Origin of the sequence: Microbacterium sp. MTN4-26, from assembly GCF_042846595.1 — a bacterium.
GTDB classification, from domain to species: Bacteria; Actinomycetota; Actinomycetes; order Actinomycetales; family Microbacteriaceae; genus Microbacterium; species Microbacterium luteum.
Map to the genome: position 1 here is coordinate 71,995 of NZ_BTGO01000007.1, position 24,702 is coordinate 96,696.

Sequence of the window (24,702 nt, forward strand, 5' to 3'; positions counted from 1 at the left end):
CCCACCACACTGCTCCCGGGAGGCTGCCGTGCCCGCACCCATCGAGGACTACGCTCTGCTCAGCGACTGCCGCACCGCGGCGCTCGTCTCGCGCGAGGGCAGCATCGACTGGTTCTGTCCGCCCCGCTACGACGCCGCCTCCGTCTTCGGTGCCCTTCTCGGTGACGAGGACCACGGCAGATGGATGCTTCGACCCGCCGACCCGCACGCGACGCCGACGCGCCGCTACGACGGTGACACCTTCACCCTCGTCACCCGATGGGAGAGCGTGGACGGTGTCGCCGAGGTGCACGAGTTCATGCCGATCGACGGCGACCGCACCGACATCGTGCGCCGCATCGTCGGCGTCTCGGGCGAGGTCGCCTTCGATCACGAGCTCGTGGTCCGGTTCGACTACGCGCGCTCCGTGCCGTGGGTGCGTCAGATCGGCGACGACGAAGCGCCCGCGCTGCTGGGGATCGCCGGACCCGACGCGGTCGTCGTGCGGGGTGCCCGCCTCCGCGCCGTCGACCACCGGCATCGCGGCACCGTGACGGTCGGGCCCGGCGACGAGGTCGATGTGACGCTGACGTGGTTCGCATCCCACCTGCCGACCCCGCCGCCGGTCGACGTCGACGCCGTCCGCGCGTCGACGCAGTCGTTCTGGGGCGACTTCGCCGAGACGATCGAGCACCACGGACCGCACCACGAGGAGGTCGTGCGGTCGCTGCTGGTGCTCCGGGCGCTCACCCACCTCGACACCGGCGGGATCGTCGCCGCGGCGACCACGTCGCTGCCCGAGGACTTCGGCGGGTCCCGCAACTGGGACTACCGCTATGTGTGGCTGCGCGACGCATCCCTCACCCTCGAGGCGCTGCTCGAGCACGGCTTCACGCGCATCGCGTTCCGCTGGCGGCGCTGGCTGCTGCGGGCGGTCGCCGGAGACCCCGCCGACGTGCAGATCATGTACGGCATCGCGGGGGAGCGGGAGCTGCCCGAGAGCGAGCTGACGAGCCTGCCCGGATACGAGGGGTCGGCGCCGGTGCGCCTCGGCAACGGTGCCTACACGCAGTTCCAGGCCGACGTGATCGGCGAGGTGATGGTCGCTCTCGAGGCGGCCCGCAACGCCGGCGTCGACGAGTCGGACTTCTCGTGGGCGCTGCAGAAGGCCCTGCTGGATCAGGTCGTGGAGTGGTTCGACCGACCCGACTGCGGCATCTGGGAGATCCGCGGCGAGGAGACGATGTTCACCCACTCGCGGGCGATGGTGTGGGCGGCGCTCGACCGTGGTGTGCGCGCCGTGAGGGAGACGGGGCTGCCGGGGGACGCATCCACGTGGGAGCTCCTGCGCGACCGGGTGCGCGAGGAGATCGACGCGAACGGCTTCGACGCGGAGCGAGGGCACTTCGTGCAGCATTACGGCTCGACGGAGGTCGACGCGTCGCTGCTGCTCCTGCCCCAGGTGGGCTTCTGCGACCACGACGACCCGCGCATGCTCGGCACCGTCGCCGAGATGGAGCGCACGCTCATGCGCGACGGCTTCCTGCTGCGCTACCGCACCGACAGCGGCGTCGACGGCCTCCCCGGCGACGAGCATCCCTTCCTCGCCTGCACGTTCTGGCTCGTCGAGCAGTACGCCAGCAGCGGCCGGCTCGACGACGCCGATGAGCTGATGAATCGGGCGTGCGCCGTCGCGAACGACGTCGGGCTGCTGTCGGAGGAGTACGACGTCGGGCGCGACCGCCACGCCGGGAACACCCCTCAGGCCCTGTCGCACCTCGCCCTCGTGCGCGCCGCGGATGCCCTCGTCGGCCACTCCGGTCGCGCCGCCTACCGCGTCTGACCCGCCCCCGCCTCGGCCGGACGCGCCGTCGCCCCGGGTCGGCGGACCCGTCGTCCTCCCGGACCCCCTTGTGCACCAATTCAGGCTGCGCGGTGACGAAGTAGCCGATTCCGGGCCCGGGGCCAGATTCGGCCGCGCCGAGCCTGAGTTGGTGCACACCGCGCGCGGGTCCGCTCCGCCCGGCCGCATCCCCGGCGCGGGGTCGGCGGGGACGGTGGGGACGGTGGGGTCAGCGGGGCGGGCAGGGCCGGTGGGGACGGCAGGGCTGGTGGGGACGGTGGGGCCGGCAGGGCCGGTGGGGAGGGCCGGGGGAGAACCTCCTGCGCGCCTCAGCCGCTCCGCCCGCCCCACCGCCCGTACACCCAGCCGCCGGCGCTGCCGCCTCCGCCGGCCCTGCCGCCTCCGCCCGCCCTGTCGGTCGCACACCACGTGCACCAATTCAGGCCCTGAGGGGACGAAGCGGCGCCGGGACCGGGATTCACCCGGGCCCGACGCCCGCCAGCCTGAGTACGTGCACGTGCACGTGCACGTGCGCCGCCGTCCGCCGCCCGCCGTCCGCCGCCGTCCGGCGTGCGCCGACCGCCCGCGCGTCAGCGGGAGAGGGCCTCGGAGAGCTTGACGCGGGCGCCCATGCGCAGCAGCGAGTTCTCGTAGATCTTCGCGGCGACGATGATCGCTCCGAGGCACGTGGCGATGAGGATCGCCAGCGACAGCAGCGGCTCCCACCACTGGGCCTCGCCGAGGAACATGCGCATGGGCATTCCCACCGGCGCCGAGAAGGGCACGTACGACATGATCCCGAGCACGACGGGGTTCTCGTAGAAGAAGATCACGAGGAAGTACGGCGCCATGATCAGCATCGTGAGCGGCGTGGTGGTCGAGCCGATGTCCTCCTGGCGCGAGACCATCGACGCGGCGGCGGCGAACAGCGTCGCCAGCAGCACGAAGCCGAAGAAGAAGAACACCGCGAACCAGGCGATCGGCGCCCCGAGGCCCTGCAGCAACTCGGACTGTCCCGTGACGGTCAGGCCCACCACGGCGATCGCCACGAGGATGAGGATCTCCCCCATCGCGAGGATCGTGTTCCCGATCACCTTTCCGGCCAGCAGCGAGCGCACCGGGATCGCCGAGATGAGCAGCTCGACCACGCGCGTCTGCTTCTCCTCGACCACCGATTGCGCGATGGTCCCGCCGAACAGGGATGCCGCCATGAGGAAGACCACGCCGAAACCGATGGCGGCGACGAACCCGAGCGCATCCGACCCGGCGTCGGGGTCGAGCAGCTCCACGGTGGGCAGCTGCGACAGGGAGAGCAGCAGATTGGTCGGCGGGCTGGATTCGGCGACGACCGTGAAGCCCGTCGGCGACGCGGAATCGCCCACGATGGCCGCGTCGACCTCGCCGGAGCTCACGAGCTCGCGCGCTTCGGCGTCGGATGCGGCGTCGGTCACGTCGACGCCGGGCACGTCCACGACGTACTGCTGTGCGTCGGACGTCACCGCGACGGGCGTGCCGGAGGTGTTCTGCGCGGTGAAGCCGCCCCACAGCACCAGCGCGAGCGCGCCCACGAAGAGGATCGCGAACGAGATGATGAAGGCCTTGCTGCGCAGCTTCGAGCCGATCTCCCGCTCGGCGACGAGCCAGACGCTCTGCGCCGTCGTGGGGCCGGCCGTCGTGGGGCCGGCGGTCGGGGTGGCGTTCACTGGATGACCTCCTTGAAGATCTGCGACAGGGTCGGATGCTGCGGGGCGAAGCTGGCGACGTCGCCCTGCGCGACGGCGCGGCGGAGCACCCGCTGGGCCGTCTCGTCGGAATCGGCGTCGAACACGGCGTAGCCGCCGTCGAAGTCGCGCACCTCGACGCCCTCTTCGTCGCGCAGCCACCCGGCGTCGCCGGTGGAGACGAGCTCGTAGCGGCGCTGCGCGTGGGCGGCCCGTAGCTCGTCGCGTGCGCCCTTGGCCCGGATGGTGCCGCCGGCGATGATGACGAGGTCGTCGCACAGCCGCTCGACGACGTCGAGCTGGTGCGAGCTGAACAGCACGGATGCGCCCGCGGCGGCCCGCTCCTGCAGGACGGCGGCGACCACTTCGACGGCGAGCGGGTCGAGACCCGAGAAGGGCTCGTCGAGGATGAGCACGTCGGGGTCGTGCACGAGGGCTGCGGCGATCTGTGCGCGCTGCTGGTTTCCGAGCGACAGCGTCTCGATGTTGTCGCCGAGGCGCTCGCCGAGACCGAGGTCTTCCAGCAGTGCACGCGCGCGCGATTCGGCGTCTGCCTTGCCGAAGCCGTGCAGGCGGGCGAGATAGACGATGTGCTCGAGCACCTTCATCTTCGGGTACAGGCCGCGCTCTTCGGGCATGTACCCGAACCGCCGTCGGTCGGCGGAGGTGACCGTCGCGCCGTCGAGCGTCACGGTTCCGGCGTCACCGCCGAGCACACCGAGCACGATGCGCATCGTGGTGGTCTTGCCGGCGCCGTTGCCGCCGACGAATCCGGTCAGGCGTCCGGCGGCGACGTCGAACGTGACGTCGTCGAGCACCCGGCGCTCGCCGTAGCTCTTGGTGAGGCCCTGCAGTCGCAGCATGTCGCGCTCCTTCCGGCGGAGATCTTCCACCGACACCGACGCTACAAACCCGGGCCGATGTGGACATCCCCCCGTGGGCGGGTCGTCGCCTCCGTCCCGGGGAGGAGGATCAGACCAGGCCGTGCCGGTGCGCGTAGACGACGGCCGCGACGCGGTCGCGGGCGCCGAGCTTCTGCAGCACGTTCGAGACGTGCGTCTTCACCGTCGCCTCGCCGATGTAGAGGCGCTGGGCGATCTCGGCATTGCTCAGCGCCTGCGCGACCAACCGCAGCACCTCGGCCTCGCGCTCGGTCAGCTCCGCCGCCGGCACGGCATCCGGCGTGCCCGCGACGCCGCCCGCACCGCCCGCGCCGGAGGAAGTGGATGCCGCCGACGCCGCCGCGGACGACGCTGCCGCGGGCGGTGCATCCGACGGCGTGGCGTCGGTGGCCGCATCCGTGCCCGCGAAGCGCGCGATCACGCGACGGGTCACCTCGGGGGCCAGCAGCGCGTCGCCCGAGGCGAGCACGCGCACGGCGTGCACGAGCTCCTCGGGGCCGGCGTTCTTGAGCACGAACCCGCTCGCTCCGGCCGACAGGGCGCGGAAGAGGTAGTCGTCGCGGTCGAAGGTGGTCACGATCACGATCGCCGGTCCGTCGGCGGCGCCCGCGACGATCCGTCGGGTGGCTTCGATGCCGTCCATGTCGGGCATCTGAACGTCCATGCAGATCACGTCGGGGTGCAGGGCGGATGCGGCGGCGATCGCCTCGGCGCCGGTGCCGGCCTCGCCGACGACGTCGATCTCTCCCGTCGCCTCGAGGATCATGCGGAACCCCGCGCGCATGACGGCGTGGTCGTCGACCAGCAGCACCCGGATCACGCGGCGACCTCCGCGGTGATGGGCACGTGCGCGCGCACGAGGAACCCGCCGCGCTCGCGGGGCGCGGCGGTGAGGGTGCCGCCGATCGCGGCCGCGCGCTCGCGCATCCCCACGATGCCGAGCCCGGAGCGCGGTGACAGGACGGTTCGTCCGGTGTTGGTGATCTCGAGCTCGACGCCGTCGTCGGTGTAGCGCAGCCGCACCTCGGCGGTGGCGCCGGGGCCGCCATGGCGGCGCGCGTTCGTGAGCGCCTCCTGGGCGATGCGATACAGGCTCACCTCGGTGACGGCGGTCAGCGGATGCGGTTCCCCGACCGTCGTGAGTGTCGTGGGCAGTCCGTGGTCGCGGGCGTGGGCGACGAGGTCGCCGAGGCCGGCGAGGGTGAGGGTGGAGCCGTCGACCGGCTCGGCGTCGTCGGTGCGGAGCGTCTCCAGCAGGTGCCGCAGTTCCGACAGGGCGCCGCGGGCGGAATCCTCCACGCCCGCGAGGGCGGCGCGGGCGGCGGCGGGGTCCCGATCGAGCACCGCGCGTGCGGCACCGGCCTGCACCCCCATCGCCGAGACGTGGTGGGCGACGACGTCGTGGAGTTCGCGGGCGATGCGCACCCGGTCGAGGGCGACCGCCTGCGCCGTCGTCACCTCGCGCTCGCGCTCGAGCTCACGTGTGCGCTGCTCGAGGGCGGTGCGCTGCTCGGCGGCGGTGAAGGCGCGCTCGCCCATGTAGTAGGCGCCGCCGAAGAAGGCGGCGTTGATGAGGAACTGCAGGATCATGAAGGCCGCGAAGGGCGAGAACAGTCCGGCTTGCGACAGCGCCTCGTCGGAGGGGTCGATCGCGGCGCGGAAGGTCGTGACGATCAGCCACACGAACATGCCGGCGATGATGCCCGTGCGCACGATCGTGGCTCGCCGGCGATCGACAAGCCACGCGCCGACGGTGTAGAAGCTCACGAAGATGGCGATGTTGCCGACGTAGACCTCGGGAATGCGGGCGGTCATGCCCACGAAGTACGTCACGGCGACGGCGATCGCGACCGTGGCGGGATAGCGCCGCCGCACCGCGAGCGGGGCGGTGAGGGCGAGCGCGTAGACGAGGCCCCACTCGGGGCCGGGGGCATCGCCGCCGAAGATCCCGGCGACGGAGTTCAGCGCGATGCTGAGCACGGCGGCGATGAACAGTCCCGCGGCGAGCCAGACATCTGACCGCAGCGATGCGCGGGTGGTCGCGCGCACACCGCGCGCGCTGTCGAGGGCGGACATTCCTCCACCGTACGGGCGGCATCGGCGGCGGACATCCCTCGGACGGCGGAGATCCCGCGGCGGGGCGGGATGTGCTGGTTGACTGTGCGGGGGAGGGGAGCCGGATGAACGACCGAACGCGTCGCCGCCGCGAGCATCGCGAAGCGTCGACGTCACGCCGTCAGGACGGCCGCGTCGGCGTCGCCATGGTCGGCATGGCGGTCGTCGTCTGGTGGCCCGCCTTCACCCTCGGCGCGTGGGGGGACCTGTTCTTCGACCAGCTGCTCGCCGTCTGGGCGGCGGCCACGGCGGCGTTCGTCTTCGTGCTCGTCGAGCGTCGCCCCGTCGGCGTGCGGCTGCTGCGCGCGTTCCTGCTGCTGCTTCCGAGCGTGTGGCTGGCGCTGATGTTCTTCATCAACGACGAGGAGGAGGACCTCTTCGTCTTCCTCATCGATCTCGGTGCGATCCTCGCTGTGCTGATCGGGCTGCCGTTCACGCTGTGGCTGCTCGTGCGGATCGTGTGGCCGGAGTTCGGCGACGAGACGCGCGTGAGCACGAAGTGGCTGATCGCGCTGGTCGTGGTCGGGGTGGCGGTGGCGTCGTTCCTGCTGGGCCTGAACCACAAGGCGTTCCTCACGTGCGAGGACTTCACCGAGAGCGGCAACTCCGCCCCGCTGGACTGCACGCCCGAACCGGAGGAGACGCCGGACCCCGCGCCGACGCCGACGACGTCGGCGAAATGAGCCCGGTCACGCGTGGCCGGATGAGGCGACGCGCAGCACGAGCGCGTCGGTGACCCCGAAGATCGCGATCGCCGCCCGATCCTTCTGCGCCATCGGCGTGGTCTCGATCGGCACCACCCGCGGATCGACGACCTCGATCTCCTCGCCGCGCGTGATCAGCGTCGCACCTCCTGCGGCGAGCACGTTCCGAAGCCACTGCGTGCCCGGGCCGTAGGGGATGGTGACGTAGAAGAGGTCGCCCTCCCGGTGCGTGCCGATGGGGGTCTCGTAGACCGTTCCCGACCTGCGGCCGCGGTGACGGATGATCGTCCACGGCGACTCCGTCGTGCCGGCGGTGCGCATCGCGCCGCGGTTCATCACGTCGCGCTGGATCACGCGGGCCGCCCGCAGCACGGACGGATTCTTCGTTCGGACGCCGACGACGAAGGCGGCCAGCACGGCGACGGCGCCCACGAGCGCAACGGTGAGGACGGAGAGCAGGACACGCGCGAGCGGCTTCATGCGACCAGCTTCCCGAGCCGTCCGCGGTGCCACAACCCCGGGAGCGTGTCAGAAGATCATCGGGCGGTCGTCGTCTTCCGCGCCGTCGAGGTCGAGATCGACGACCACCGGCACATGATCGCTCGGCCCCTCGCCCTTGCGCTCGTCGCGATGGATGGATGCGCCCGTCACCGCGTCGGCGAAGGTCTCCGATCCGAGGATGAAGTCGATGCGCAGGCCCTCGTTGCGGGGGAAGCGGAGCCGCTTGTAGTCCCAGTACGTGTAGCCGGTGGGGATGAGCGGGCGCACCACGTCGACCACGCCCGCGGAGGTGAGGGATGCGAAGGCCTGCCGCTCCGGCGGCGACACGTGCGTGGAGAAGCCCGGCACGATCGCGGGGTCTCCGTTGTCGGCGTCGGTGGGCGCGATGTTGTAGTCGCCGACCAGCGCGAGGGGCAGGTCGGGGTCGGCCGCGAGCACGTCTCGCGTGTGCTTCTCGAGGGCGGCGAGCCAGTGCAGCTTGTAGTCGTAGTGCGGATCGCCGAGGCCCCGGCCGTTCGGCACGTACAGGCTCCACACCCGCACGCCGGCGGTGGTCACCCCGATGGCGCGCGCCTCCTGCGGCGCATCCGGCCCCTCGTGCCCCTTCGCGAACCCGGGCATGCCCGGGAAGGCGGTCTCGACGTCGGTCATGGGTTCGCGGCTGGCGACGGCGACGCCGTTCCACTGGGAGAAGCCGTGTGCGCGCACCTCGAATCCGGCGGCTTCGAACGCCTCGTAGGGGAACTGCTCCTCCTTGCACTTGATCTCCTGCATCGCCAGCACGTCGATGTGCTCGCGGACGGCGAAGTCGACGATGCGGTCGACGCGGGCGCGGATCGAGTTGACGTTCCAGGTGGCCAGGCGCATGGATTCCAGCCTAGGCGCGCCCGCCGACTCTCCTAGACTCGACACCATGACCGCCGCCTCCACCGCAGACCTCGAGATCGACCGGCAGAACCTCATCGCGCTGATCAAGGCCGAGGCCGTGTTCCACGGCGACTTCACCCTCTCCAGCGGCAAGAAGGCGTCGTACTACGTCGACATGCGCAAGCTCACGCTCGACCACCGTGCGGCGCCGGCGATCGGGCGCATCATGCTCGACCTCATCCGCGACGTCGACGGCATCGTCGCGGTGGGCGGTCTCACGCTGGGGGCGGATCCCATCGCCAACGCCGTGATGCACGAGTCGGCCCGCACCGACGCACCGCTCGACGCGTTCGTCGTGCGCAAGGAGCCGAAGGACCACGGGCGCGGGCGGCAGGTCGAGGGGGCGGATGTCGCCGGCAAGCGCGTCGTGGTCGTCGAAGACACCTCCACCACCGGTCAGTCGGCGCTCAAGGCGGTCGAGGCCCTGCGGCGAGAGGGCGCCGAGCCCGTCGCGGTCGCGGTCATCGTCGACCGCAAGACGGGTGCGCAGGCCGCGGTCGAGGCGGAAGGCCTGCAGTGGCTGGCCGCCGTCGATCTCGATGACCTGGGGCTCGCTCCGCAGTAGGTCCCGGCTCGGGAATACGGCACCGCGGTGGGGTCGTTGGCGGTCACCATGGATCTCTACTCTCCCGCGACCTTCGGATCGCTGCACCTCGCCAACCGCGTCGTGATGGCGCCGCTCACCCGCACCCGCGCCGGTGCCGACGGCGTGCCCACCGACGCGATGGTCGAGTACTACCGGCAGCGCGCCGGGCAGGGGCTCATCGTCAGTGAGGGCGTGTGGCCTGTCGCGGAGGGCATGTCCTACCCCGGCCAGCCGGGCATCGAGACGCCCGAGCAGATCGAGGGCTGGCGCCTGGTCGCCGACGCGGTGCATGCCGCCGGCGGCGTCATCGTCATGCAGCTGATGCACGGCGGTCGTGTCTCGCACACCGCGATCACCGGCACCGAGCGGATCGTCGCGCCGAGCGCCCTGCCGGCTCCGGGACAGACGCGAACCCCCGAGGGCAAGGTCGACATGCCCGTCCCGCACGCGCTGGAGACCGACGAGATCCCCGCCGTGATCGCGCAGTTCGCGCAGGCCGCACGCAACGCGGTCGCGGCCGGGTTCGACGGCGTCGAGGTGCACGGCGCGAACGGCTACCTCGTGCACGAATTCCTCTCGCCCGCCTCCAACGGGCGCGAAGACGCCTACGGGGGCTCGCCCGAGGCGCGTGCGCGTTTCGCCGTCGAGGTGACGGCAGCCGTCGCCGCCGCCATCGGCGCGGACCGCACCGGCATCCGCCTGTCGCCGCAGCACAACATCCAGGGCGTCCTCGAGACCGACGACGCCGACGCGCACGCGACCTACGCCGCTCTCGCAGCGGGGCTCGCGCCCCTCGGGCTGGCGTTCGTCGACATCCTCCACGCCCACCCCCAGGGCGACCTCGTGCAGCGCATCCGCCGCAGCGTCGGTGCACCGGTGATCCTGAACTCCGGGTTCTCGTCCCCCACCACGCGGGAGGAGGCCGAGGCCCTCGTCGCCGAGGGCTGGGCCGACGCGGTCGGCGTGGGGCGCCCCGTCATCGCTAACCCCGACCTCGTGCACCGCTGGCAGCAGCGCGCCGACCTGAACGAACCGCGCCCCGAGCTCTTCTACGGCCGCACCGCTGAGGGGTACACCGACTACCCGGCGCTCGCCGCGGTCTCCTGACGCATCTCAGTCGTCGCGACGGCGGATCCAGACGACGATCCACGTGATGAGCGTGCCCAGCAGGATCACCGCGGAGCTTCCCAGCAGCAGAGTCTGTTCGAACTCGCTCATGAGGGGCGCCTTCCTTCCCGGGCGGCGGTGACGATGCTCGTGATGCGGGCCAGGCGCGTGGCAGGGCGCCGCGCCAGATCGACCTGAGCGATGCCGAACTTGCGCGCCGAGGGCGGGAATGCATCCCACGCGGCGCGAGCCGCGCCGTCGGCGTCGAGGGCGGCCGCGAGGTCGTCGGGCTCGCGGAGCGCCTCGGAGTTGTCCAGCACGCTCCACGATCCGTTCTCGCGGGCGACGGCGATCGCCCGCCGTCCGGCGTCGGTCATCTCGCCGGTGGCCTCGAGGTCGACCACGCGTGCCTTGTTCGTCGCCGCCCAGCCGCTGCGCGGCCGGCGCGGTGAGAACCACAGGCCGCCGAGGCGCTCGTCGAACGAGCGGGTGGGGCCGTCGATCCATCCGAAGCACAGCGCCTGCCGGATCGCGTCTTCGTACGCGACGACGGTGACGTCGGACCCGGGACGCGCGCACCAGCCACGCGCCCGTCGAGGTGGTGTGGTTCTCGACCAGCCACGCCCGCCACGCCACGGCGTCGGCCACGACCACGCGCTCCCCGTCGTCGAGTGCACCCATGCCGCCGACCCTACGCGCGCCCGCCGACGTCGCGTCCGAGTTCAGTCGCGTCGCCTGCGCCGCCCCATCCGCCGTTCATAACTCCGCAATATCGCCCGGTCACAGCCCCGACAACCCCCAGAGAGCGTCGCGACGCAGATTCTTGCGGAGTTGTGAACGACGAGGGGCGGGTGACGGCTCAGCGCACGGCGCCGGAGGTCAGCCCGCCGACGAGCCAGCGCTGGAAGAAGACGGCGGCAGCGAACACCGGCAGCACGCCGATGACGGATGCGGCGGCGATCTTGCCGAAATGGGGCGTGCGTTCGCCGTAGAACAGCGAGAGCACCACCGGGAGCGTCTGCGCGTCGGGGTTCTGCGTGAGGAAGGTCGCCAGCAGGAACTCGTTGTAGTTCAGCACCCCGACGATGATGCCGATGGCCGCCAGCGCCGGAGCGACCAGCGGGGTCACGATCCACGTGAGCACCCGGAACGACCCGGCGCCGTCCAGCCGGGCGGCCTCCTCGATCTCGCTGGGGAGTTTCCGGAGGAACCCCTCGAGCAGCCAGATCGCGACCGGCACGTTCACCAGGGCGTACACGAGGGTGAGGCCCCACAGGGTGTTGTTGGCCCCGATCACGCGGAGCAGGGTGAACAGCGGCACGACCGCGACGATCGGCGGCAGCAGCCAGGGGCTCATCAGCGTGCCGGCGAGGGTGGTTCCACCGGTGCGGAACCGCACGATCGCCCAGGCTCCGGGCAGGGCGATCGCCAGGGTGAGGGTCGCGCCGCCGATAGCGGCCACGAGGGAGTTCCCGATGCCCTGCAGCAGGTCCGAGCCGGTCAGCACATCCACCCAGTTCGAGAACTGCGGGACGGCGGGCACGAGCACCCCCTGACCGGTCTCGTCCCGTCCCATGAGCGAGACCGACACGAGGTAGAGCAAGGGCGTCACGAAGAAGGCGAGGAGCACCGCGAGCACCACCGTGGCTGCTGCGCCGCGGGATCCGGTCGTGCGGCGTGGCCGGTCGAGGATGCGGTCACTCATGATTCACCTGCCATCGTCGAGCCACGAGAGCGACGGGGATGGTGACCGCCGTCACGAGCACGGCCAGAAGAAGCGTGATGACGGCCGCCTTGCCCACGTCGAACTCCCGCAGCGCCGCCTGGTAGATGAGATACGACGTGGTGGTCGTGGCCTGTCCGGGGCCGCCGGAGGTCATCATGAAGACCAGGTCGAACACCTTGAAGGCGAGCACCAGCCGGATGAAGAAGGCCGCCGCGACGACCCCGGAAACGGCGGGCAGGGTGATGTGGCGGAACGTGCCGAACCCGTGTGCGCCGTCAAGCGATGCGGCCTCGAGCGTCTGCGGGTCCTGGGCGAGGAGTGCCGTGAACACCAGCAGAGCCACGAGGGGCGTCCACTCCCAGACGTCGGCGACGGCGATCGCCGGGAGCGCCCACAGCGTCGACGACAGGGGCGCGATGGTCTCGGAGGGCAGCCCGATGAGTTTGAAGAGGGTCGCGAGGAGCCCGCCCCCGGGGTTGTAGATGAGCTTCCAGAGCGTGCCCACGATCACGGGAGGTGTGATGAGCGGGAGGAGGAGGAGCGTGCGCACGAGCGCCCCGCTCCGCACCGCGCCGTGGAGCGCGAGCGCCGCGACCACCCCGAGCACGACGCTCGCAGACGATACCGCCAGGGCGTATGCGAGGGTGCGCCACAGTGACGCGACGGCGTCGGCATCTGTGAGCACCTGCTCGAACGTGGCCGTGCCGACGAACTCCTGGAACGGCCTGCCGAGAGACGATTCCGTGAACGCGGCAGCCACGATGAACAGCAGCGGATACGCCCCGAGCACGAGCAGCGCGAGCACGCTCGGTGAGACGAACAGGCGGTGCGCCCACGCCGGCCCCCGAGGGAGGCGCCGTGGGCGCACCGTCGCGGATGCGTCAGCCAAGGAGCTCTTCCCACTCCGCCTGCGCGGCATCCAGTGCCTCCTGCGCGGTGACCTCACCCGCGACGAGCTTGGCGAGCTCGTCGGTGAGCACCTCGGCCGCCTGCGTGGCGTTCTTGCCGGTGGGCCAGGCGAGTGCGCCGTCGAGGGTGGCGCGGTTGACGCGCTGCAGGTCGGGATAGGCCTGTCCGTACGCCTCACTCTCGAGCGAGGAGATGCGGTTGGGGTCGATACCGGTCTGCGGGTCGGCGACGAGCAGTTCCTCGTTGATCTCGCTCGAGGCTGCCCACTGGATGAAGTCCCGCGCGAGCTCGGTCTTGTCGGTGTGGGCCGCGATCACCCAGGTGAACCCGGCCACGAGCGATGCGCGCGCCTGGGTGTTCTCCCCGCCGACGGGGAGCAGCGTGACGCCCCAGCCGTCGGCCACCGTGGAGTCGGGGTTGATCTGCGAGCCCACGCCGAGGTCGGTCCAGTTCTCGATGAACGCCGCGTTGCCCGCGTACCACGCGGAGTTGCCTTCGCCGAAGGCGGTCTCGGTGGGTGTGGGGTAGGCGGATTCCAGTGCGTCGGCCAGGGACTGCGCTGCCGCCACGGCCTCCGGGGAGTTGATCACGGGTGCGCCCGCGTCGTCGACGAACTCGCCACCGAACCCCGCAAGGCGGTTGGCGAAGCTCGCTCCCAGGATGAGCGGGGACTTCTGGCCGAAGATCACGTTGCCGTAGACGCCGTCGGCTCCCTCGTTCTCGGTGATCACGCGCGACTGCTCGACGTACTCGTCCCATGTCGCGGGCGGAGCGTCGAAGCCGTTCCGCTGCAGGATCTCGGTGTTGTAGAAGAGCACGTGGGTGTCGCCGTCGAACGGCAGCCCGTACCGGCGATCCTCCACCAGGGTGTACGGATCGTAGATCGAGGGGATGAAGTCGTCTTCGTCGGCGGCGGGGTCGCTCGCGATCCAGTCGGTGAGGTCCTGGATCGAGCCGGAGTCAGCCAGGTCTCCGATCGAGACGTACCAGGGCGCCGCAACGTCGATCGTGTTCGCGCCCGACTGCTGGTCGAGCGCCAGGGTGTTGCCGATCTCGTCGTAGGGGACGATCACCGGGTTGATGCGCACCCCCGTCTCGGCCTCGTAGCGCTCCGCGAGGAGGTCGGAGGCGCCCTCGTGCGATGAGATGAGCAGCACGGTCAGCTCCTGCTCGCCGGCAGCGTCCGATGCGTCGGCGTCGCCGCCGGCGCACGAGGCCAGCATGACCGCGGAGGCGGCGACGACGGTGGGGACGGCGAACCTGCGCAGCGTGCGTGCGCGGCGTGACGAATCGGACATGGCGAGCCTCTCGGATGGATGCGGTGCGCGGCGAGGGCCGCACGAGAGGACATTGTGGAGCGAGCGATACCGGCGCAGCATGCCCTCTCGTAAGACGGCGACATCGTGTGACGTCCTGTGTCGCAGCGTGTCGGCGTGTGTCGGGCTCGTCTCCCGTCGTGAGGGACCGTTGATAGCGTTCCCGCGGCGCGCCGCTTTCGGCGCAGGAAGGAAGGTGCCCGGTGACCAAGCCGATCATCCTCAACGCGTTCGAGATGAGCTGCGTGACCCACCAGGCGCCGGGCCTGTGGCGGCATCCCGACAACCGAGCGGACGAGTATCACCGCCTGGACTACTGGATCGACTTGGCGAAGCTGCTCGAACGAGGCGGTTTCGACGCGGTCTTCCTGGCTGACGTGCTCGGGGTGTACGACGTCTACCGCGACTCCGTCGCGCCCGCCCTGCGCGACGCCGCGCAGGTGCCCGTCGGGGATCCGCTGCTGCAGATCCCGGCGATGGCGGCGGTCACCGAGCGTCTCGGCTTCGGAGTGACGGTCGCGACGACGTACGCCCAGCCCTACGCGCTGGCGCGCACGCTCACGACGCTCGACCACTTCACCGGCGGCCGAATCGGCTGGAACGTCGTGACGTCCTACCTCGCCAGCGCCGCGCGCAACCTCGGACTCGGCGACCAGATCGCGCACGACGACCGCTATGGCATCGCCGACGAGTTCCTGGATGTCGTCTACAAGCTGTGGGAGGGATCGTGGGAAGACGGCGCCGTGCTCCGCGATCGTGACACCGGTGTCTTCACCGACCCCGAGAAGGTGCACCCGATCGACCATCGCGGTGAGCACTTCGACGTGCCCGGCATCCACCTCGGCGAGCCGTCGCCCCAGCGCACCCCCGTGATCTTCCAGGCGGGCGCGTCGCCCCGTGGGCAGGAGTTCGCCGCTCGCCACGGGGAGGCCATCTTCATCAACGGGCTTGCCCCCGAACTCACCCGCCGCACCACCGACGGCATCCGTGACAAGGCCCGCGCCGCCGGGCGCGATGGTGACGACGTGAAGATCCTCACCCTCGCCACCGTCATCGTCGCCGAGACGGACGAGCTCGCGAGAGCGAAGCGCGACGACTTTCGTCGGTACGTCTCGCTCGAGGGCTCTCTCGCTCTGTACGGCGGCTGGTCGGGGATCGACCTCGCCGCGCTCGACCCCGACGAGCCGCTCCGGTACGTCGATACGGATGCCGCCCGCTCCGCCCTGTCGATCTTCACCAAGGCCGACCCCACCCGCGAGTGGACACCGCGCGACATCGCCGAGTACGTCGGCATCGGCGGCATCGGCGCGGTCATCGTCGGAAGCCCGACCACCGTGGCCGACGAGCTGGAGAGATGGGTCGACGTCGGCGGGGTCGACGGATTCAACCTCGCCTACGTCATCACGCCCGGCACGTTCGAGGACATCGCCGAGCACCTCACGCCTGAGCTGCGTCGGCGGGGTCTTCTCGCCGCCGACGCCCGCCCCGGCGCCACGCTGCGCGAGCGGCTCTCCGGCAGCGCCGTGGTGCCCGAGTGGCACCCGGCGCACGCGTATCGGGGTGCGTTCGCCGGTTCGCGCACCGCCGCCGACGGCGGCGCATCCCTCGTTCCCACCACCGTCTGAGGAGAAACGCATGACCGCCACCACCAGCCTCGCCCCGCCCCGTACCCACTGGTCGGGCACCGCCACCGACGCGGAGCTCGCGCGATGGGATGCCGTGGCCGAGGCCGTCGCCGAGACGCTCGGCGCCGACGCCCTCGCCCGGGACCGCGCCAACGCGCAGCCGTTCGCCGAGGCTCGGCTGCTGCAGGATGCCGCTCTCACGACCCTGCTCGATCCCGTCGAGTTCGGCGGCGGCGGGGCCCAGTGGGAGACCGCCGCGAGGGTGGTGCGCATCATCGCCCGACGCGACGCCTCGATCGCGCAGCTGCTCGGATACCACTACATCAACGAGGCGAACATCGCGCTGGTCGCCGCGCCCGACGAGCGGGAGCGCTGGTTCCGCTCCTCGATCGACGGCCGCTGGATCTGGGGCGACTCGGTCAACCCGGTGGATCCGAACCTGACGCTCACGGTGGACGGCGACGGCTACCGCCTCGACGGCTTCAAGCGGTACTCCACCGGGTCGGGAGTCGGTGAGGCGCTGCTCATCAACGCTGTTGTCGAAGACGGCCCCGACGCGGGAGCGTTCGCCTACCTGGTGCTCCCCCATGGGCATCCCGGCGTCGAGCTCGTGGACGACTGGGACAACCTGGGCCAGCGGCTGTCGGCCAGCAACACCGTGACCTACCGAAACGTGCGCGTCGACCCGGAGCATGTTCTCGGGTTCGGCACCGACGAGCCGATCCAGAGCTTCGTGACACCCGGCATCCAGCTGATGTTCGGCAATCTCTACCTCGGAATCGCGGAGGGCGCGCTCGCGCAGGCGCGCGACCTGACCGTTGCGCGGCCGAACGCGTGGTTCCTGTCCGAGGCCTCCACCTACCGGGACGACCCGTTCGTCCGACGTCTCTATGGCGAGCTCGTGTCGAAGACGGCTGCGGTGTCGGCGCTCGCCGATCGGGTGAACCGCCGATTCGACGAGACCATCGCCCTCGGCGCCGACGTCTCCGCGAAGGACCGCGCACGACTTGCCGTCGAGGTCGCGCAGCTCAAGGTGGTCGCCAGCGACACCGCCACCGACGTCGCCCACCGCGTGTTCGAAGCGACCGGCACGAGTTCGACGGCGAGCCGCGTGGGTCTCGACCTGCACTGGCGCAACATCCGCACGCACTCCCTGCACGACCCGGTCGACTACAAGAAACTCGAAGTGGGAGCCCACTTTCTCACCGGTGCCGTCCAGCCGATCTCCCTGTACACGTGAACGGCCAGACGGTGGCGGCCCCTCTCCGCACGGATTTCACCGACCAGGTGTGGGCGGCGGTGCCGCGAGACCTCGAGGAACGGTTCCGCCCGACAGTGGAGCGCATCGCCGAGGAGGCGGCAGCTCGTGACCGCGGGCGAGATCTGCCGTTCGAGGCGGTGCGCGAGCTGCGCGACCTCGGCATCGGACGCGCGCGCGTCAGCGTCGAGGACGGCGGGCTCGGTACCGACTGGGCGAGCCTCACGCCGCTGCTGATCGCGATCGCGGCCGCCGACGCGAACGTGCCGCAGATCTTCCGCGGCCACTTCGCCCTCGTCGAGCAGGCGCTGACCACGACCGACCGCGGGTTCGGTGACCGGTGGATCCGGCGGGTGGTGGAGGGCGAGACCACCGGCAACGCGTGGAGCGAAGCATCCGGATCGACCACGTCACGCGCGGGCACCGAGCTGCGCGTCGACGTCGACGGCACCCTGCGGGTGCGTGGACGCAAGTTCTACACCACCGGTAGCATCTTCGCGGAATGGACCGACGCGGTCGCCCATCGTGTTGCGGACGGCGTCGATGTCGCGGTGCTCGTGCGGCTCGATCAGCCCGGGGTGAGCGTGAGCGACGACTGGGACGGATTCGGGCAGCGAGGCACGGGGACCGGCACCATCGTGTTCGATGACGCCGTTGTCGACGCCGCCGACGTGCTGCCGGTGGCCGAACGCTTCGGATACCAGACGGCGCTCTACCAGCTGGTGCTGCTGAGCGTGCTGGCGGGGATCGCGCATCGGGCGGTTTCCGATGCGGCGGATGCGGTGCGGTCGCGAGCGCGGGTGTACAGCCACGGAACGGCCGATCGCGCGCAGGACGACGTGCAGATCCAGGCTCTGATCGGTGAGCTCGCGGCCTCCGCCTACGCGGTCGAGTCGACGGTGCACGCCGTGGCAGGCGCCGTCGACGACGCCGTCGCCGCCGCGCGAGCGGTGCGCGACGACCCCGGTGACGAGGCGCTGCGAGAGCGCGCGCGGGCGGCCGACGCGATCGCGGAGATCCGGGCTGCACAGGCGCAGTCGTTCGCCACCGGTGCGGTGCAGACGATCGCATCGCGCCTGTTCGACGCGCTGGGTGCCTCATCCACGGCGCGCGGCGCGTCGCTCGACCGGCATTGGCGGAACGCCCGCACGGTCTCGAGCCACAATCCGGTGCTCTACAAGAACCGCTGGGTCGGCGCGTGGGTGCTCACCGGCGACCTGCCGCAGCCGCTCTGGGCGGTGGGGAGCCCGAGCGTCACAGCCCGTGGGTGACTTCGCCCTCGGGCATCTCGGCCTCGATCGGGTCGTCGGCGAGCAGTTCGGCGACGGAGTCCAGGATCTCGTCGGGGCGGAACGGATAGCGCTCGATCTCGGCGTCATCGGAGATGCCGGTGCGCACCAACACGGTGTGCAGGCCCGCTTCGATCCCCGCCACGACGTCGGTGTCCATCCGGTCGCCGATCATGCCGGTGTTCTCGGAGTGCGCGCCGATGCGGTTCAGGGCCGAGCGGAACATCATCGGGTTCGGCTTGCCGACGACATACGGCTCCTTGCCCGTCGCCTTGGAGATGAGGGCCGAGATCGCCCCGGTCGCCGGCAGCACGCCCTCGACCGAGGGGCCGGTCGCATCGGGGTTGGTGGCGATGAACCGGGCGCCACCGCGGATGAAGCGGATCGCCTTCGTGATCGCCTCGAAGGAGTAGTTGCGCGTCTCGCCGATCACCACGTAGTCCGGATCGGTCTCGGTCATGATGAACCCGGCCTCGTGGAGAGCGGTCGTCAGGCCCGCCTCGCCGATGACGAAGGCGCTGCCGCCCGGCATCTGCGAGCGCAGGAAGTCCGCGGTCGCGAGGGCGGAGGTCCAGATGGCCTCCTCGGGCACGACGAGACCGGATGCGCGCAGTCGCGCACTGAGGTCGCGCGGCGTGAAGATCGAATTGTTCGTGAGAACGAGAAACGGCACTCCGAGATCCCGCCACTGCTGGAGAAGCTCGGATGCGCCGGGGATGGGGGTGTTCTCATGGACGAGCACGCCGTCCATGTCGGTGAGCCAGCATTCGACCTCGTCACGGGTACGCATGGGCACAGCCTATGCGGCGCGGCCCGCGCTGTCCGACGAGAGGCCGACCGCGACGCGCCCGCGCGCCCCATTCCGCATCGGGCATGTGCGGCATAGGGTCGTCGTGTGAGTGGACCCGAGTGGCATCTCCCCGACCTCACCGGCCGGACGTACCTCGTCACGGGTTCCAACGCGGGTCTCGGCTACTTCTCGTGCGAGCACCTCGTGCGGGCCGGGGCGGACGTGATCATGTCGGCGCGCAATCCCGCTCGCCTCGCCGCGGCTCGCGCGGCCCTCTTCCGCCGGGTGCCCGAGGCTGCCGGACGCGATGCGGTCGAATCCCTCGTCATCGACACCAGCAACTCCGGCTCGCTGCGCGCCGCCGCCGCCACCCTCCGCAGCCGCGGTGCGCTCGACGGCGTGCTGCTGAATGCCGGCATCGTGCATCCGCCGAAACGGCGCACCCTCACGCGCGACGGCAACGAGCTCGTCTTCGCCACCAACGTGCTCGGCCATTTCGCGCTGGCCGGCGAGCTGCTTCCCGCGCTCGCCGCGGCAGGCGGACGCATGGTGTGGGTGGGGAGCATGTCGACCTCGATGTGGCGATACGACCCGGTCGACCCGCAGCTGTCCGAGGGCTACACGCCCTGGCGCGCCTACGTGCAGTCGAAGATCGCGACCAGCTCGCTCGGGTTCGAAGCCGACCGCCGCCTGCGCGGCGCCGACGTGGCGGTCGCGAGCGTCGTGGCGCATCCGGGCTACTCCACCAGCGGACGCACCGCCGGCATCCGCGGCGTGAACAATCCCTCCCGGCTGACGCGCTTCGCCGACAATATCCAGGCGCCCGTCACCCAGTCCAAGGAGGTCGGCGCGCAGCCCCTCGTGCACGCGCTGGCGGCATCCGATGTCGCCGGGGGCGAGTACTGGGGACCGCGCGCCCGGCTTCGGGGCGAGCCTCGACGCGGCACGTCGTCGCGCGTCACCCAGGACCGTGAGGTCGCCGCGCGCATCTGGGAGGTGTGCGAGCACGCGACCGGCGTCGCCTGGCCCTTCGCCAAAGCCGCCAAGACCAAGCGGCTCAGGCGCTGAGCCACACCGCCTGTCGCACGTCGTCGTCCAGCGCCGTCTCCGCGTCGCCGACCCGCACGCCGGCCGCCGTCACGGTGACCTCGGTGGCGACCGTCATCCCGGCCGCTTCGGCGACGCGCAGCACGTCGGCGTCGCGGTCGCTCACGCGCAGCACCCGGCCGGTGTGGCCGGCCGCCGCATCCGCGAGCAGCACGAACGGCTCGCGCACGACCGTTCCGTCGGCCCGCGGGATCGCGTCGCCGTGCGGGTCGAACAGCGGATGACCGAGGAGGTCGTCGATGCCGGCGAGAAGGCGGTCGCTGATCGCATGCTCGAGCACCTCGGCTTCGTCGTGCACCTCGTCCCACGCGTAGCCGAACTCGCGCACGAGCCACGTCTCGATGAGGCGGTGCCGGCGGATGATGGCGGCAGCGCGACGCTCGCCCGTCGCCGTCAACGAGACCGGACCGTACGGGCGGTGGGTCACCAGCCCGAGGCTCGCCAGCTTCTTCACCATCTCGGTCACGCTCGACGGGGCGAGGCCGAGCACGCCGGCCAGCTGGGACGGCGTCATGCGCTCGTCCTGCCACTCGGTGTGGTGGTAGATCGTCTTCAGGTAGTCGTCGACGGCGGGAGAGGCCACCGCTCCAGGCTACTCAGAGGATGTTTCCGGCGTCGTCACGCGCGGTGGCGTCGTCACGCGCGGTGGCGTCGTTACAGGCGGCGTCGTTACAGGTGGCGTTGTCACAGGAAGGGTCGCGTCTCGTAGACGCCACCGTGCTGTCCGGCGAGGGCCACGGCGCGCCCATCGACGGACTGGACGAATCGGTGGGCCGTGTCCGCACCGCCGGGAATCTGCGCGTCGACCTCGGGATACGTGCCGGCCGACTCGTTCGACAACCACACCACGCGTCGGCCCAGGCGCTCGCCGAGAGACAGCGCGAGGCTGGCGAAACGCGCACGCGAAGGTGTATCGAGGTAGAGGAGCACCGCGCTGTGGAACAGCACCAGCGTCGCGTCTGCGGGGGACTCGGCGGCGAGGGTCGTCACGCGCTCGAGCAGGTCGCCGGTGTCGACGCGCGGCGGATCCGCCGCGGCGATCGCGGCCGCTCCGCGCAGGCGGGCGACGCGCGCATCGTGATCGGGGCCCGGCCAGACGAGCGTGGCGAGCCACGCGACGGCGTCGGGGTCGGCGGGGTCGATCGGTGCCAGGTCCATGCCGGCGCGCCATTCGATGTGAGGCATGCGTGTGGGGGCATCCCGTGCGTCGTCGATACGGCACTCCAGCAGCACGGCGCTCGGGCCGCCCGCGGGGTGCAGGTCATGCACGCCGGCGGGAGAGAGGAACCGATACGAGTACCGGTCGGGGAGCAGGCACAGGCCGGCCGCTGCACCGACCTCGAGGAGGGCTACCGGGCCGTCAATGCGCGACAGCATCGGCAGCAGGGTCGCGCACCGCGCGACTTCGTTGGGCTGTGTGGCGCGGACCGACGCGGTGGCGAGGACCGCATCCCAGTTCTCGGCGAGCCACGATCGCCATCTCTCGTAGTCGTCGAGCGGGGCACCCTCCCAGCGCGCGGCCGCGAAGAGGAGATTCGCCTGCTGCAGGCGAGGTGGGAGGCGGCGGATGCGCGCGATCATCTCGAGGTCGGCAGCGATCCCGGCCGCCCAGTCCTCGTAGAGCGGCGACGTGCCGTGCGCCCACCGCCGCGCGAAGTCGTCGTAGTACGCGACGAGGCGGCCGGCGTCGTCGGGCATCGGTCGGGCGTGCACCATGGCCGCACCCTACGCCCGCGTCGTCCGCCGCGTCCGGTCCACCCGGCATCTCCCGGCCCGGTCCCACCGGCACCCCGCCCCGCCCCGCCCGCCGTTCCGCCGCCCGGTTCGCCGCCCTTCCGCCCCCCGTCCCGCCCCCGTTCCGCCCCCCGTTCCGCCCCGCATCGCGCACCGTGCACCAGCTCAGGCTGCGCGAGGCCGTTTGCCGCGATTCCCGCCCGGGAGGGGCCTCACCGAACCACCCAGCCTGAGTTGGTGCACGTCGGTGGGAGGAGGCGCGCGTCCCGGCGCCGCGTTGATCCCCCGTCCGCCTTCCGCTCACGGGCATTCCCGGTGCCGTCGACATTCCTGGGCGGCATCGTCCGGCATTGCCGGTCCCGCCCCGCATCGTGCACCAACTCAGGCTGCGCGAGGCCGTTTGCGGCGAATCCGGTCCGGGAAGGGTTTCCCCGGACCTCCCAGCCTGAGTTGGTGCACGTCGGCCGGGCTAGCCTTTCGGAGTGACAGAGCCGAGGAACGACGGCGGAACGGCCGCCGCGGATGAGCCGCAGACCGCGCACGGCGTCGGACCGTGGCCGGGCGGCGCGGCGGCGTGGCCCGACGACCCGCGGTACGACCGCGAGCTACTCGCCGATGGTGACCGCCGCAATGTGGTCGACGGCTACCGGTACTGGACGATGGATGCGATCGTCGCCGACCTCGACGCCCGGCGGCACCCGTTCCACGTCGCGATCGAGAACTGGCAGCACGACCTCAACATCGGCTCCATCGTGCGCAGCGCCAACGCGTTCCTCGCGGCGGAAGTGCACATCATCGGGCGCCGGCGGTGGAACCGCCGCGGCGCGATGGTCACCGACCGCTATCAGCACGTGCGTCACCACGACGACGTCGCCGCGTTCACCGCATGGGCGGTGGATGCGGGTCTGCCGATCGTCGCGGTCGACAACGTCGCGGGATCGCAGCCGGTCGACCGCGCCGAACTGCCCGAGGCGTGCGTGCTGCTGTTCGGGCAGGAGGGCCCCGGGCTGTCGCCCGAGGCCCTCGCCGCGGCATCCGGCGCCGTGCAGATCACCCAGTACGGCTCCACGCGCTCGATCAACGCGGGTGCTGCGGCCGCCGTCGTGATGTACGAGTGGTGCCGCCGCTACGCGGCCGGCTGATCGACCGCTCCGTCGCTTCCCTCACGCCCCGGCGGTGAGCCACGCCCGGCCGCGCACGCGCCAGCCGAGTGTGGCAAGGCGCGCGAGCATGAACACGCCGAAGAAGGCCACCGCCAACCACGCCAGCCCGGCTGCTCCTGCGAGCGACAAGACGTTCAGCGCCACGAGGACCGGAACGTAGGGGATGAGGTTCAACCCGCCCGCGATCGCGAGGTACCGTGCATCCCCGGCGCCCATGAGCACGCCGTCGAGCACGAACACCGCTCCGGCAACCGGCTGCGCGACGGCGAGCACGATGAGTGCCGGCTGCACGAGCGCCGCCAGCTGCGGATCCCCGGTGAAGACGAGCCCGATGACCCCGGAGGACGCCCCGATGACGAGCCCGACGAGCACCCCGAAGGCCACTCCCCATGCGAGCGTTCGCTGCAGGACCCGCCGCACTCCGGCCTCATCTGCGGCGCCGAGCCCCTTGCCGATGAGTGCCTGGGCGGCGATCGCGAGCGCGTCGAGGGCGAACGCGGCGGTGGAGAAGATGGTGAAGGCCACCTGCCACCCGGCGAGCTCCTCGGTGCCGAGCGTCGTGGCCACGGCGACGGTGGCGAGCAGCGCGACGCGCAGCGCGACGGTGCGCAGGAACAGCCACCCGCCGGAGCGGGCGCTGCCCGAGATTCCGTCGCGCTGCGGCCGCAGGCCCGCGCCGTGCCGGCGGGCGTGGCGGCCGATCACGACGACGTAGGCGGTCACCATGCCCCACTGCGCGAGCACAGTGCCGACGGCCGATCCGGCGATACCCCATCCGAGCCCGTAGATGAAGAAAGCGTTGAGCAGGGCGTTCGCGGCGAAGCCCAGGCCGGCGATCCACAACGGGGTGACGGTGTCCTGCAGGCCGCGCAGCAGGCCGGTCGCGGCGAAGACGATGAGCATCGCCGGCAGCCCCCACATCGAGATGCCGAGATAGGTCTCCGCATCGGCGGTGACCGCCTCCGTCGCGCCGAAGAGGCCGACGAGGAACGGCGTCGTCAGGTAGCCGGCGAGGGCCAGCAGCGCTCCGAGGCCGAGTGCGAGCCACATGCCGTCGATGCCCGCCGAGACCGCTCGCGTGGGATCGCCGGCGCCGAACCGGCGCGCGACGGCCGGCGTGGTCGAGTACGCGAGGAAGACCATGAGCCCGACGATCGTCTGCAGGATGGCCCCGGCGATGCCGAGCGCAGCCAGCGGGGTCGTGCCGAGATGGCCGACCAGTGCCGAATCGACGATGAGGAAGAGCGGCTCGGCGACCAGCGCACCGAGTGCGGGCACCGCAAGACGCAGGATGTCCCGGTTCAGGGTGTCGCGTGCGGTGGCCACGCTCCGAGCCTAGAGTCGCCCGCGGACACCCACGCGCCGTCCGACGGCCCAGACTCCGACCGACGACCCAGACT

Annotated in this window: 23 protein-coding genes; 9 read left to right on the top strand and 14 right to left on the bottom strand. The window is 71.3% G+C overall.

The features are described from left to right. Window positions 1–28 precede the first annotated feature (28 nt). A complete protein-coding gene (locus ACGG9C_RS07620; protein WP_228480854.1) occupies window positions 29–1,822 on the top strand; it encodes a glycoside hydrolase family 15 protein in 1,794 nt (597 codons plus the stop codon). A 590-nt stretch (window positions 1,823–2,412) separates the two neighbouring features. On the opposite strand, the gene ACGG9C_RS07625 is transcribed toward ACGG9C_RS07620, so the two are convergent. The 4 genes from ACGG9C_RS07625 to ACGG9C_RS07640 all read right to left on the bottom strand — a co-directional run bounded on the left by ACGG9C_RS07625 (window position 2,413) and on the right by ACGG9C_RS07640 (window position 6,521). Beyond that, complete coding sequence (locus ACGG9C_RS07625; protein WP_194383974.1) at window positions 2,413–3,525, bottom strand: ABC transporter permease; 1,113 nt, start codon at window positions 3,523–3,525, stop codon at window positions 2,413–2,415. Then, window positions 3,522–4,406 carry an ABC transporter ATP-binding protein gene (locus tag ACGG9C_RS07630; RefSeq protein ID WP_194383973.1) on the bottom strand — a complete coding sequence of 295 codons (885 nt, stop codon included), beginning with the start codon at window positions 4,404–4,406 and terminating at the stop codon, window positions 3,522–3,524. Before ACGG9C_RS07630 ends, ACGG9C_RS07625 begins: the two co-directional genes overlap by 4 nt. Window positions 4,407–4,515: 109 nt before the next feature. Continuing rightward, window positions 4,516–5,229 carry a response regulator gene (locus tag ACGG9C_RS07635; protein WP_390178516.1) on the bottom strand — a complete coding sequence of 238 codons (714 nt, stop codon included), beginning with the start codon at window positions 5,227–5,229 and terminating at the stop codon, window positions 4,516–4,518. A gap of 32 nt (window positions 5,230–5,261) precedes the next feature. After that, a complete protein-coding gene (locus tag ACGG9C_RS07640; RefSeq protein WP_286717962.1) occupies window positions 5,262–6,521 on the bottom strand; it encodes a sensor histidine kinase in 1,260 nt (419 codons plus the stop codon). Window positions 6,522–6,625: 104 nt separating this feature from the next. Between ACGG9C_RS07640 and ACGG9C_RS07645 the strand changes: the two genes are divergently transcribed. Beyond that, window positions 6,626–7,243 (top strand): hypothetical protein, encoded by a 618-nt coding sequence (locus ACGG9C_RS07645; RefSeq protein WP_286717964.1) that lies wholly within the window; start codon window positions 6,626–6,628, stop codon window positions 7,241–7,243. A gap of 6 nt (window positions 7,244–7,249) precedes the next feature. Here the strand turns inward: ACGG9C_RS07645 and ACGG9C_RS07650 are convergent, their stop codons facing one another. Together ACGG9C_RS07650 and ACGG9C_RS07655 are read right to left on the bottom strand one after the other, a co-directional pair. After that, window positions 7,250–7,744, bottom strand: coding sequence for a nitroreductase/quinone reductase family protein (locus tag ACGG9C_RS07650; RefSeq protein WP_071045412.1), 495 nt, complete (start codon window positions 7,742–7,744; stop codon window positions 7,250–7,252). Window positions 7,745–7,792: 48 nt separating this feature from the next. Then, window positions 7,793–8,632: an exodeoxyribonuclease III gene (locus tag ACGG9C_RS07655; RefSeq protein WP_286717968.1), complete on the bottom strand. Its 840-nt coding sequence runs from the start codon at window positions 8,630–8,632 to the stop codon at window positions 7,793–7,795. Between the two features lie 46 nt (window positions 8,633–8,678). On the opposite strand from ACGG9C_RS07655, the gene pyrE reads away from it, so the two are divergent. After that, complete coding sequence (gene pyrE / locus ACGG9C_RS07660; RefSeq protein WP_390178501.1) at window positions 8,679–9,257, top strand: orotate phosphoribosyltransferase; 579 nt, start codon at window positions 8,679–8,681, stop codon at window positions 9,255–9,257. A gap of 48 nt (window positions 9,258–9,305) precedes the next feature. Next, window positions 9,306–10,385: an alkene reductase gene (locus ACGG9C_RS07665; protein ID WP_390178502.1), complete on the top strand. Its 1,080-nt coding sequence runs from the start codon at window positions 9,306–9,308 to the stop codon at window positions 10,383–10,385. Between the two features lie 107 nt (window positions 10,386–10,492). Here ACGG9C_RS07665 and ACGG9C_RS07670 read toward each other — a convergent pair whose 3' ends face one another. The 4 genes from ACGG9C_RS07670 to ACGG9C_RS07685 all read right to left on the bottom strand — a co-directional run bounded on the left by ACGG9C_RS07670 (window position 10,493) and on the right by ACGG9C_RS07685 (window position 14,318). After that, entirely contained in the window at window positions 10,493–11,062 is a 570-nt protein-coding gene (locus ACGG9C_RS07670; RefSeq protein WP_390178503.1) for a YdeI family protein, read from the bottom strand. Between the two features lie 182 nt (window positions 11,063–11,244). Beyond that, window positions 11,245–12,090: a carbohydrate ABC transporter permease gene (locus ACGG9C_RS07675; RefSeq protein WP_071045407.1), complete on the bottom strand. Its 846-nt coding sequence runs from the start codon at window positions 12,088–12,090 to the stop codon at window positions 11,245–11,247. Next, window positions 12,083–13,000, bottom strand: coding sequence for a carbohydrate ABC transporter permease (locus ACGG9C_RS07680; protein WP_390178504.1), 918 nt, complete (start codon window positions 12,998–13,000; stop codon window positions 12,083–12,085). The genes ACGG9C_RS07675 and ACGG9C_RS07680 overlap by 8 nt, the downstream gene beginning before the upstream one ends. After that, window positions 12,993–14,318 carry an ABC transporter substrate-binding protein gene (locus ACGG9C_RS07685; RefSeq protein WP_071045406.1) on the bottom strand — a complete coding sequence of 442 codons (1,326 nt, stop codon included), beginning with the start codon at window positions 14,316–14,318 and terminating at the stop codon, window positions 12,993–12,995. Before ACGG9C_RS07685 ends, ACGG9C_RS07680 begins: the two co-directional genes overlap by 8 nt. 221 nt (window positions 14,319–14,539) lie before the next feature. Between ACGG9C_RS07685 and ACGG9C_RS07690 the strand changes: the two genes are divergently transcribed. The 3 genes from ACGG9C_RS07690 to ACGG9C_RS07700 are packed head-to-tail and all read left to right on the top strand — an operon-like array spanning window position 14,540 to window position 18,490. Beyond that, complete coding sequence (locus ACGG9C_RS07690) at window positions 14,540–15,961, top strand: LLM class flavin-dependent oxidoreductase (protein WP_143003762.1); 1,422 nt, start codon at window positions 14,540–14,542, stop codon at window positions 15,959–15,961. A 10-nt stretch (window positions 15,962–15,971) separates the two neighbouring features. Further along, entirely contained in the window at window positions 15,972–17,201 is a 1,230-nt protein-coding gene (locus ACGG9C_RS07695) for an acyl-CoA dehydrogenase family protein (RefSeq protein ID WP_194383965.1), read from the top strand. Further along, window positions 17,198–18,490, top strand: a complete 1,293-nt coding sequence (locus ACGG9C_RS07700; protein ID WP_228480851.1) for an acyl-CoA dehydrogenase family protein — start codon at window positions 17,198–17,200, stop codon at window positions 18,488–18,490. The genes ACGG9C_RS07695 and ACGG9C_RS07700 overlap by 4 nt, the downstream gene beginning before the upstream one ends. Here the strand turns inward: ACGG9C_RS07700 and ACGG9C_RS07705 are convergent. Continuing rightward, window positions 18,474–19,298: an HAD-IIA family hydrolase gene (locus ACGG9C_RS07705; RefSeq protein ID WP_194383964.1), complete on the bottom strand. Its 825-nt coding sequence runs from the start codon at window positions 19,296–19,298 to the stop codon at window positions 18,474–18,476. The two genes, ACGG9C_RS07700 and ACGG9C_RS07705, sit on opposite strands and share 17 nt — an antisense overlap. Before the next feature lie 105 nt (window positions 19,299–19,403). On the opposite strand from ACGG9C_RS07705, the gene ACGG9C_RS07710 reads away from it, so the two are divergent. After that, window positions 19,404–20,366 (top strand): SDR family NAD(P)-dependent oxidoreductase, encoded by a 963-nt coding sequence (locus tag ACGG9C_RS07710; protein ID WP_194383963.1) that lies wholly within the window; start codon window positions 19,404–19,406, stop codon window positions 20,364–20,366. Here ACGG9C_RS07710 and ACGG9C_RS07715 read toward each other — a convergent pair. Both ACGG9C_RS07715 and ACGG9C_RS07720 read right to left on the bottom strand, forming a co-directional pair. Further along, window positions 20,356–20,988 carry a metal-dependent transcriptional regulator gene (locus ACGG9C_RS07715; RefSeq protein ID WP_194383962.1) on the bottom strand — a complete coding sequence of 211 codons (633 nt, stop codon included), beginning with the start codon at window positions 20,986–20,988 and terminating at the stop codon, window positions 20,356–20,358. The genes ACGG9C_RS07710 and ACGG9C_RS07715 overlap by 11 nt on opposite strands. A gap of 101 nt (window positions 20,989–21,089) precedes the next feature. Beyond that, window positions 21,090–22,121: a DUF2332 domain-containing protein gene (locus ACGG9C_RS07720; RefSeq protein WP_390178505.1), complete on the bottom strand. Its 1,032-nt coding sequence runs from the start codon at window positions 22,119–22,121 to the stop codon at window positions 21,090–21,092. A 500-nt stretch (window positions 22,122–22,621) separates the two neighbouring features. Between ACGG9C_RS07720 and ACGG9C_RS07725 the strand changes: the two genes are divergently transcribed. Beyond that, window positions 22,622–23,281, top strand: a complete 660-nt coding sequence (locus ACGG9C_RS07725) for an RNA methyltransferase (protein ID WP_071045178.1) — start codon at window positions 22,622–22,624, stop codon at window positions 23,279–23,281. Window positions 23,282–23,302: 21 nt separating this feature from the next. On the opposite strand, the gene ACGG9C_RS07730 is transcribed toward ACGG9C_RS07725, so the two are convergent. Further along, on the bottom strand, window positions 23,303–24,628 hold the full coding sequence (locus ACGG9C_RS07730; protein ID WP_194383961.1) for an MATE family efflux transporter: 1,326 nt from the start codon (window positions 24,626–24,628) through the stop codon (window positions 23,303–23,305). Window positions 24,629–24,702: the final 74 nt, after the last annotated feature.

Coding starts and splice junctions, on each gene's coding strand:
- pyrE (WP_390178501.1), top strand. CDS start 8,679: ATGACCGCCGCCTCCACCGCAGACCTCGAGATCGACCGGCAGAACCTC.
- ACGG9C_RS07630 (WP_194383973.1), bottom strand. CDS start 4,406: ATGCTGCGACTGCAGGGCCTCACCAAGAGCTACGGCGAGCGCCGGGTG.
- ACGG9C_RS07675 (WP_071045407.1), bottom strand. CDS start 12,090: ATGAGTGACCGCATCCTCGACCGGCCACGCCGCACGACCGGATCCCGC.
- ACGG9C_RS07695 (WP_194383965.1), top strand. CDS start 15,972: ATGACCGCCACCACCAGCCTCGCCCCGCCCCGTACCCACTGGTCGGGC.
- ACGG9C_RS07705 (WP_194383964.1), bottom strand. CDS start 19,298: ATGCGTACCCGTGACGAGGTCGAATGCTGGCTCACCGACATGGACGGC.
- ACGG9C_RS07635 (WP_390178516.1), bottom strand. CDS start 5,229: ATGCGCGCGGGGTTCCGCATGATCCTCGAGGCGACGGGAGAGATCGAC.
- ACGG9C_RS07650 (WP_071045412.1), bottom strand. CDS start 7,744: ATGAAGCCGCTCGCGCGTGTCCTGCTCTCCGTCCTCACCGTTGCGCTC.
- ACGG9C_RS07685 (WP_071045406.1), bottom strand. CDS start 14,318: ATGTCCGATTCGTCACGCCGCGCACGCACGCTGCGCAGGTTCGCCGTC.
- ACGG9C_RS07655 (WP_286717968.1), bottom strand. CDS start 8,632: ATGCGCCTGGCCACCTGGAACGTCAACTCGATCCGCGCCCGCGTCGAC.
- ACGG9C_RS07640 (WP_286717962.1), bottom strand. CDS start 6,521: ATGTCCGCCCTCGACAGCGCGCGCGGTGTGCGCGCGACCACCCGCGCA.
- ACGG9C_RS07720 (WP_390178505.1), bottom strand. CDS start 22,121: ATGGTGCACGCCCGACCGATGCCCGACGACGCCGGCCGCCTCGTCGCG.
- ACGG9C_RS07665 (WP_390178502.1), top strand. CDS start 9,306: ATGGATCTCTACTCTCCCGCGACCTTCGGATCGCTGCACCTCGCCAAC.
- ACGG9C_RS07645 (WP_286717964.1), top strand. CDS start 6,626: ATGAACGACCGAACGCGTCGCCGCCGCGAGCATCGCGAAGCGTCGACG.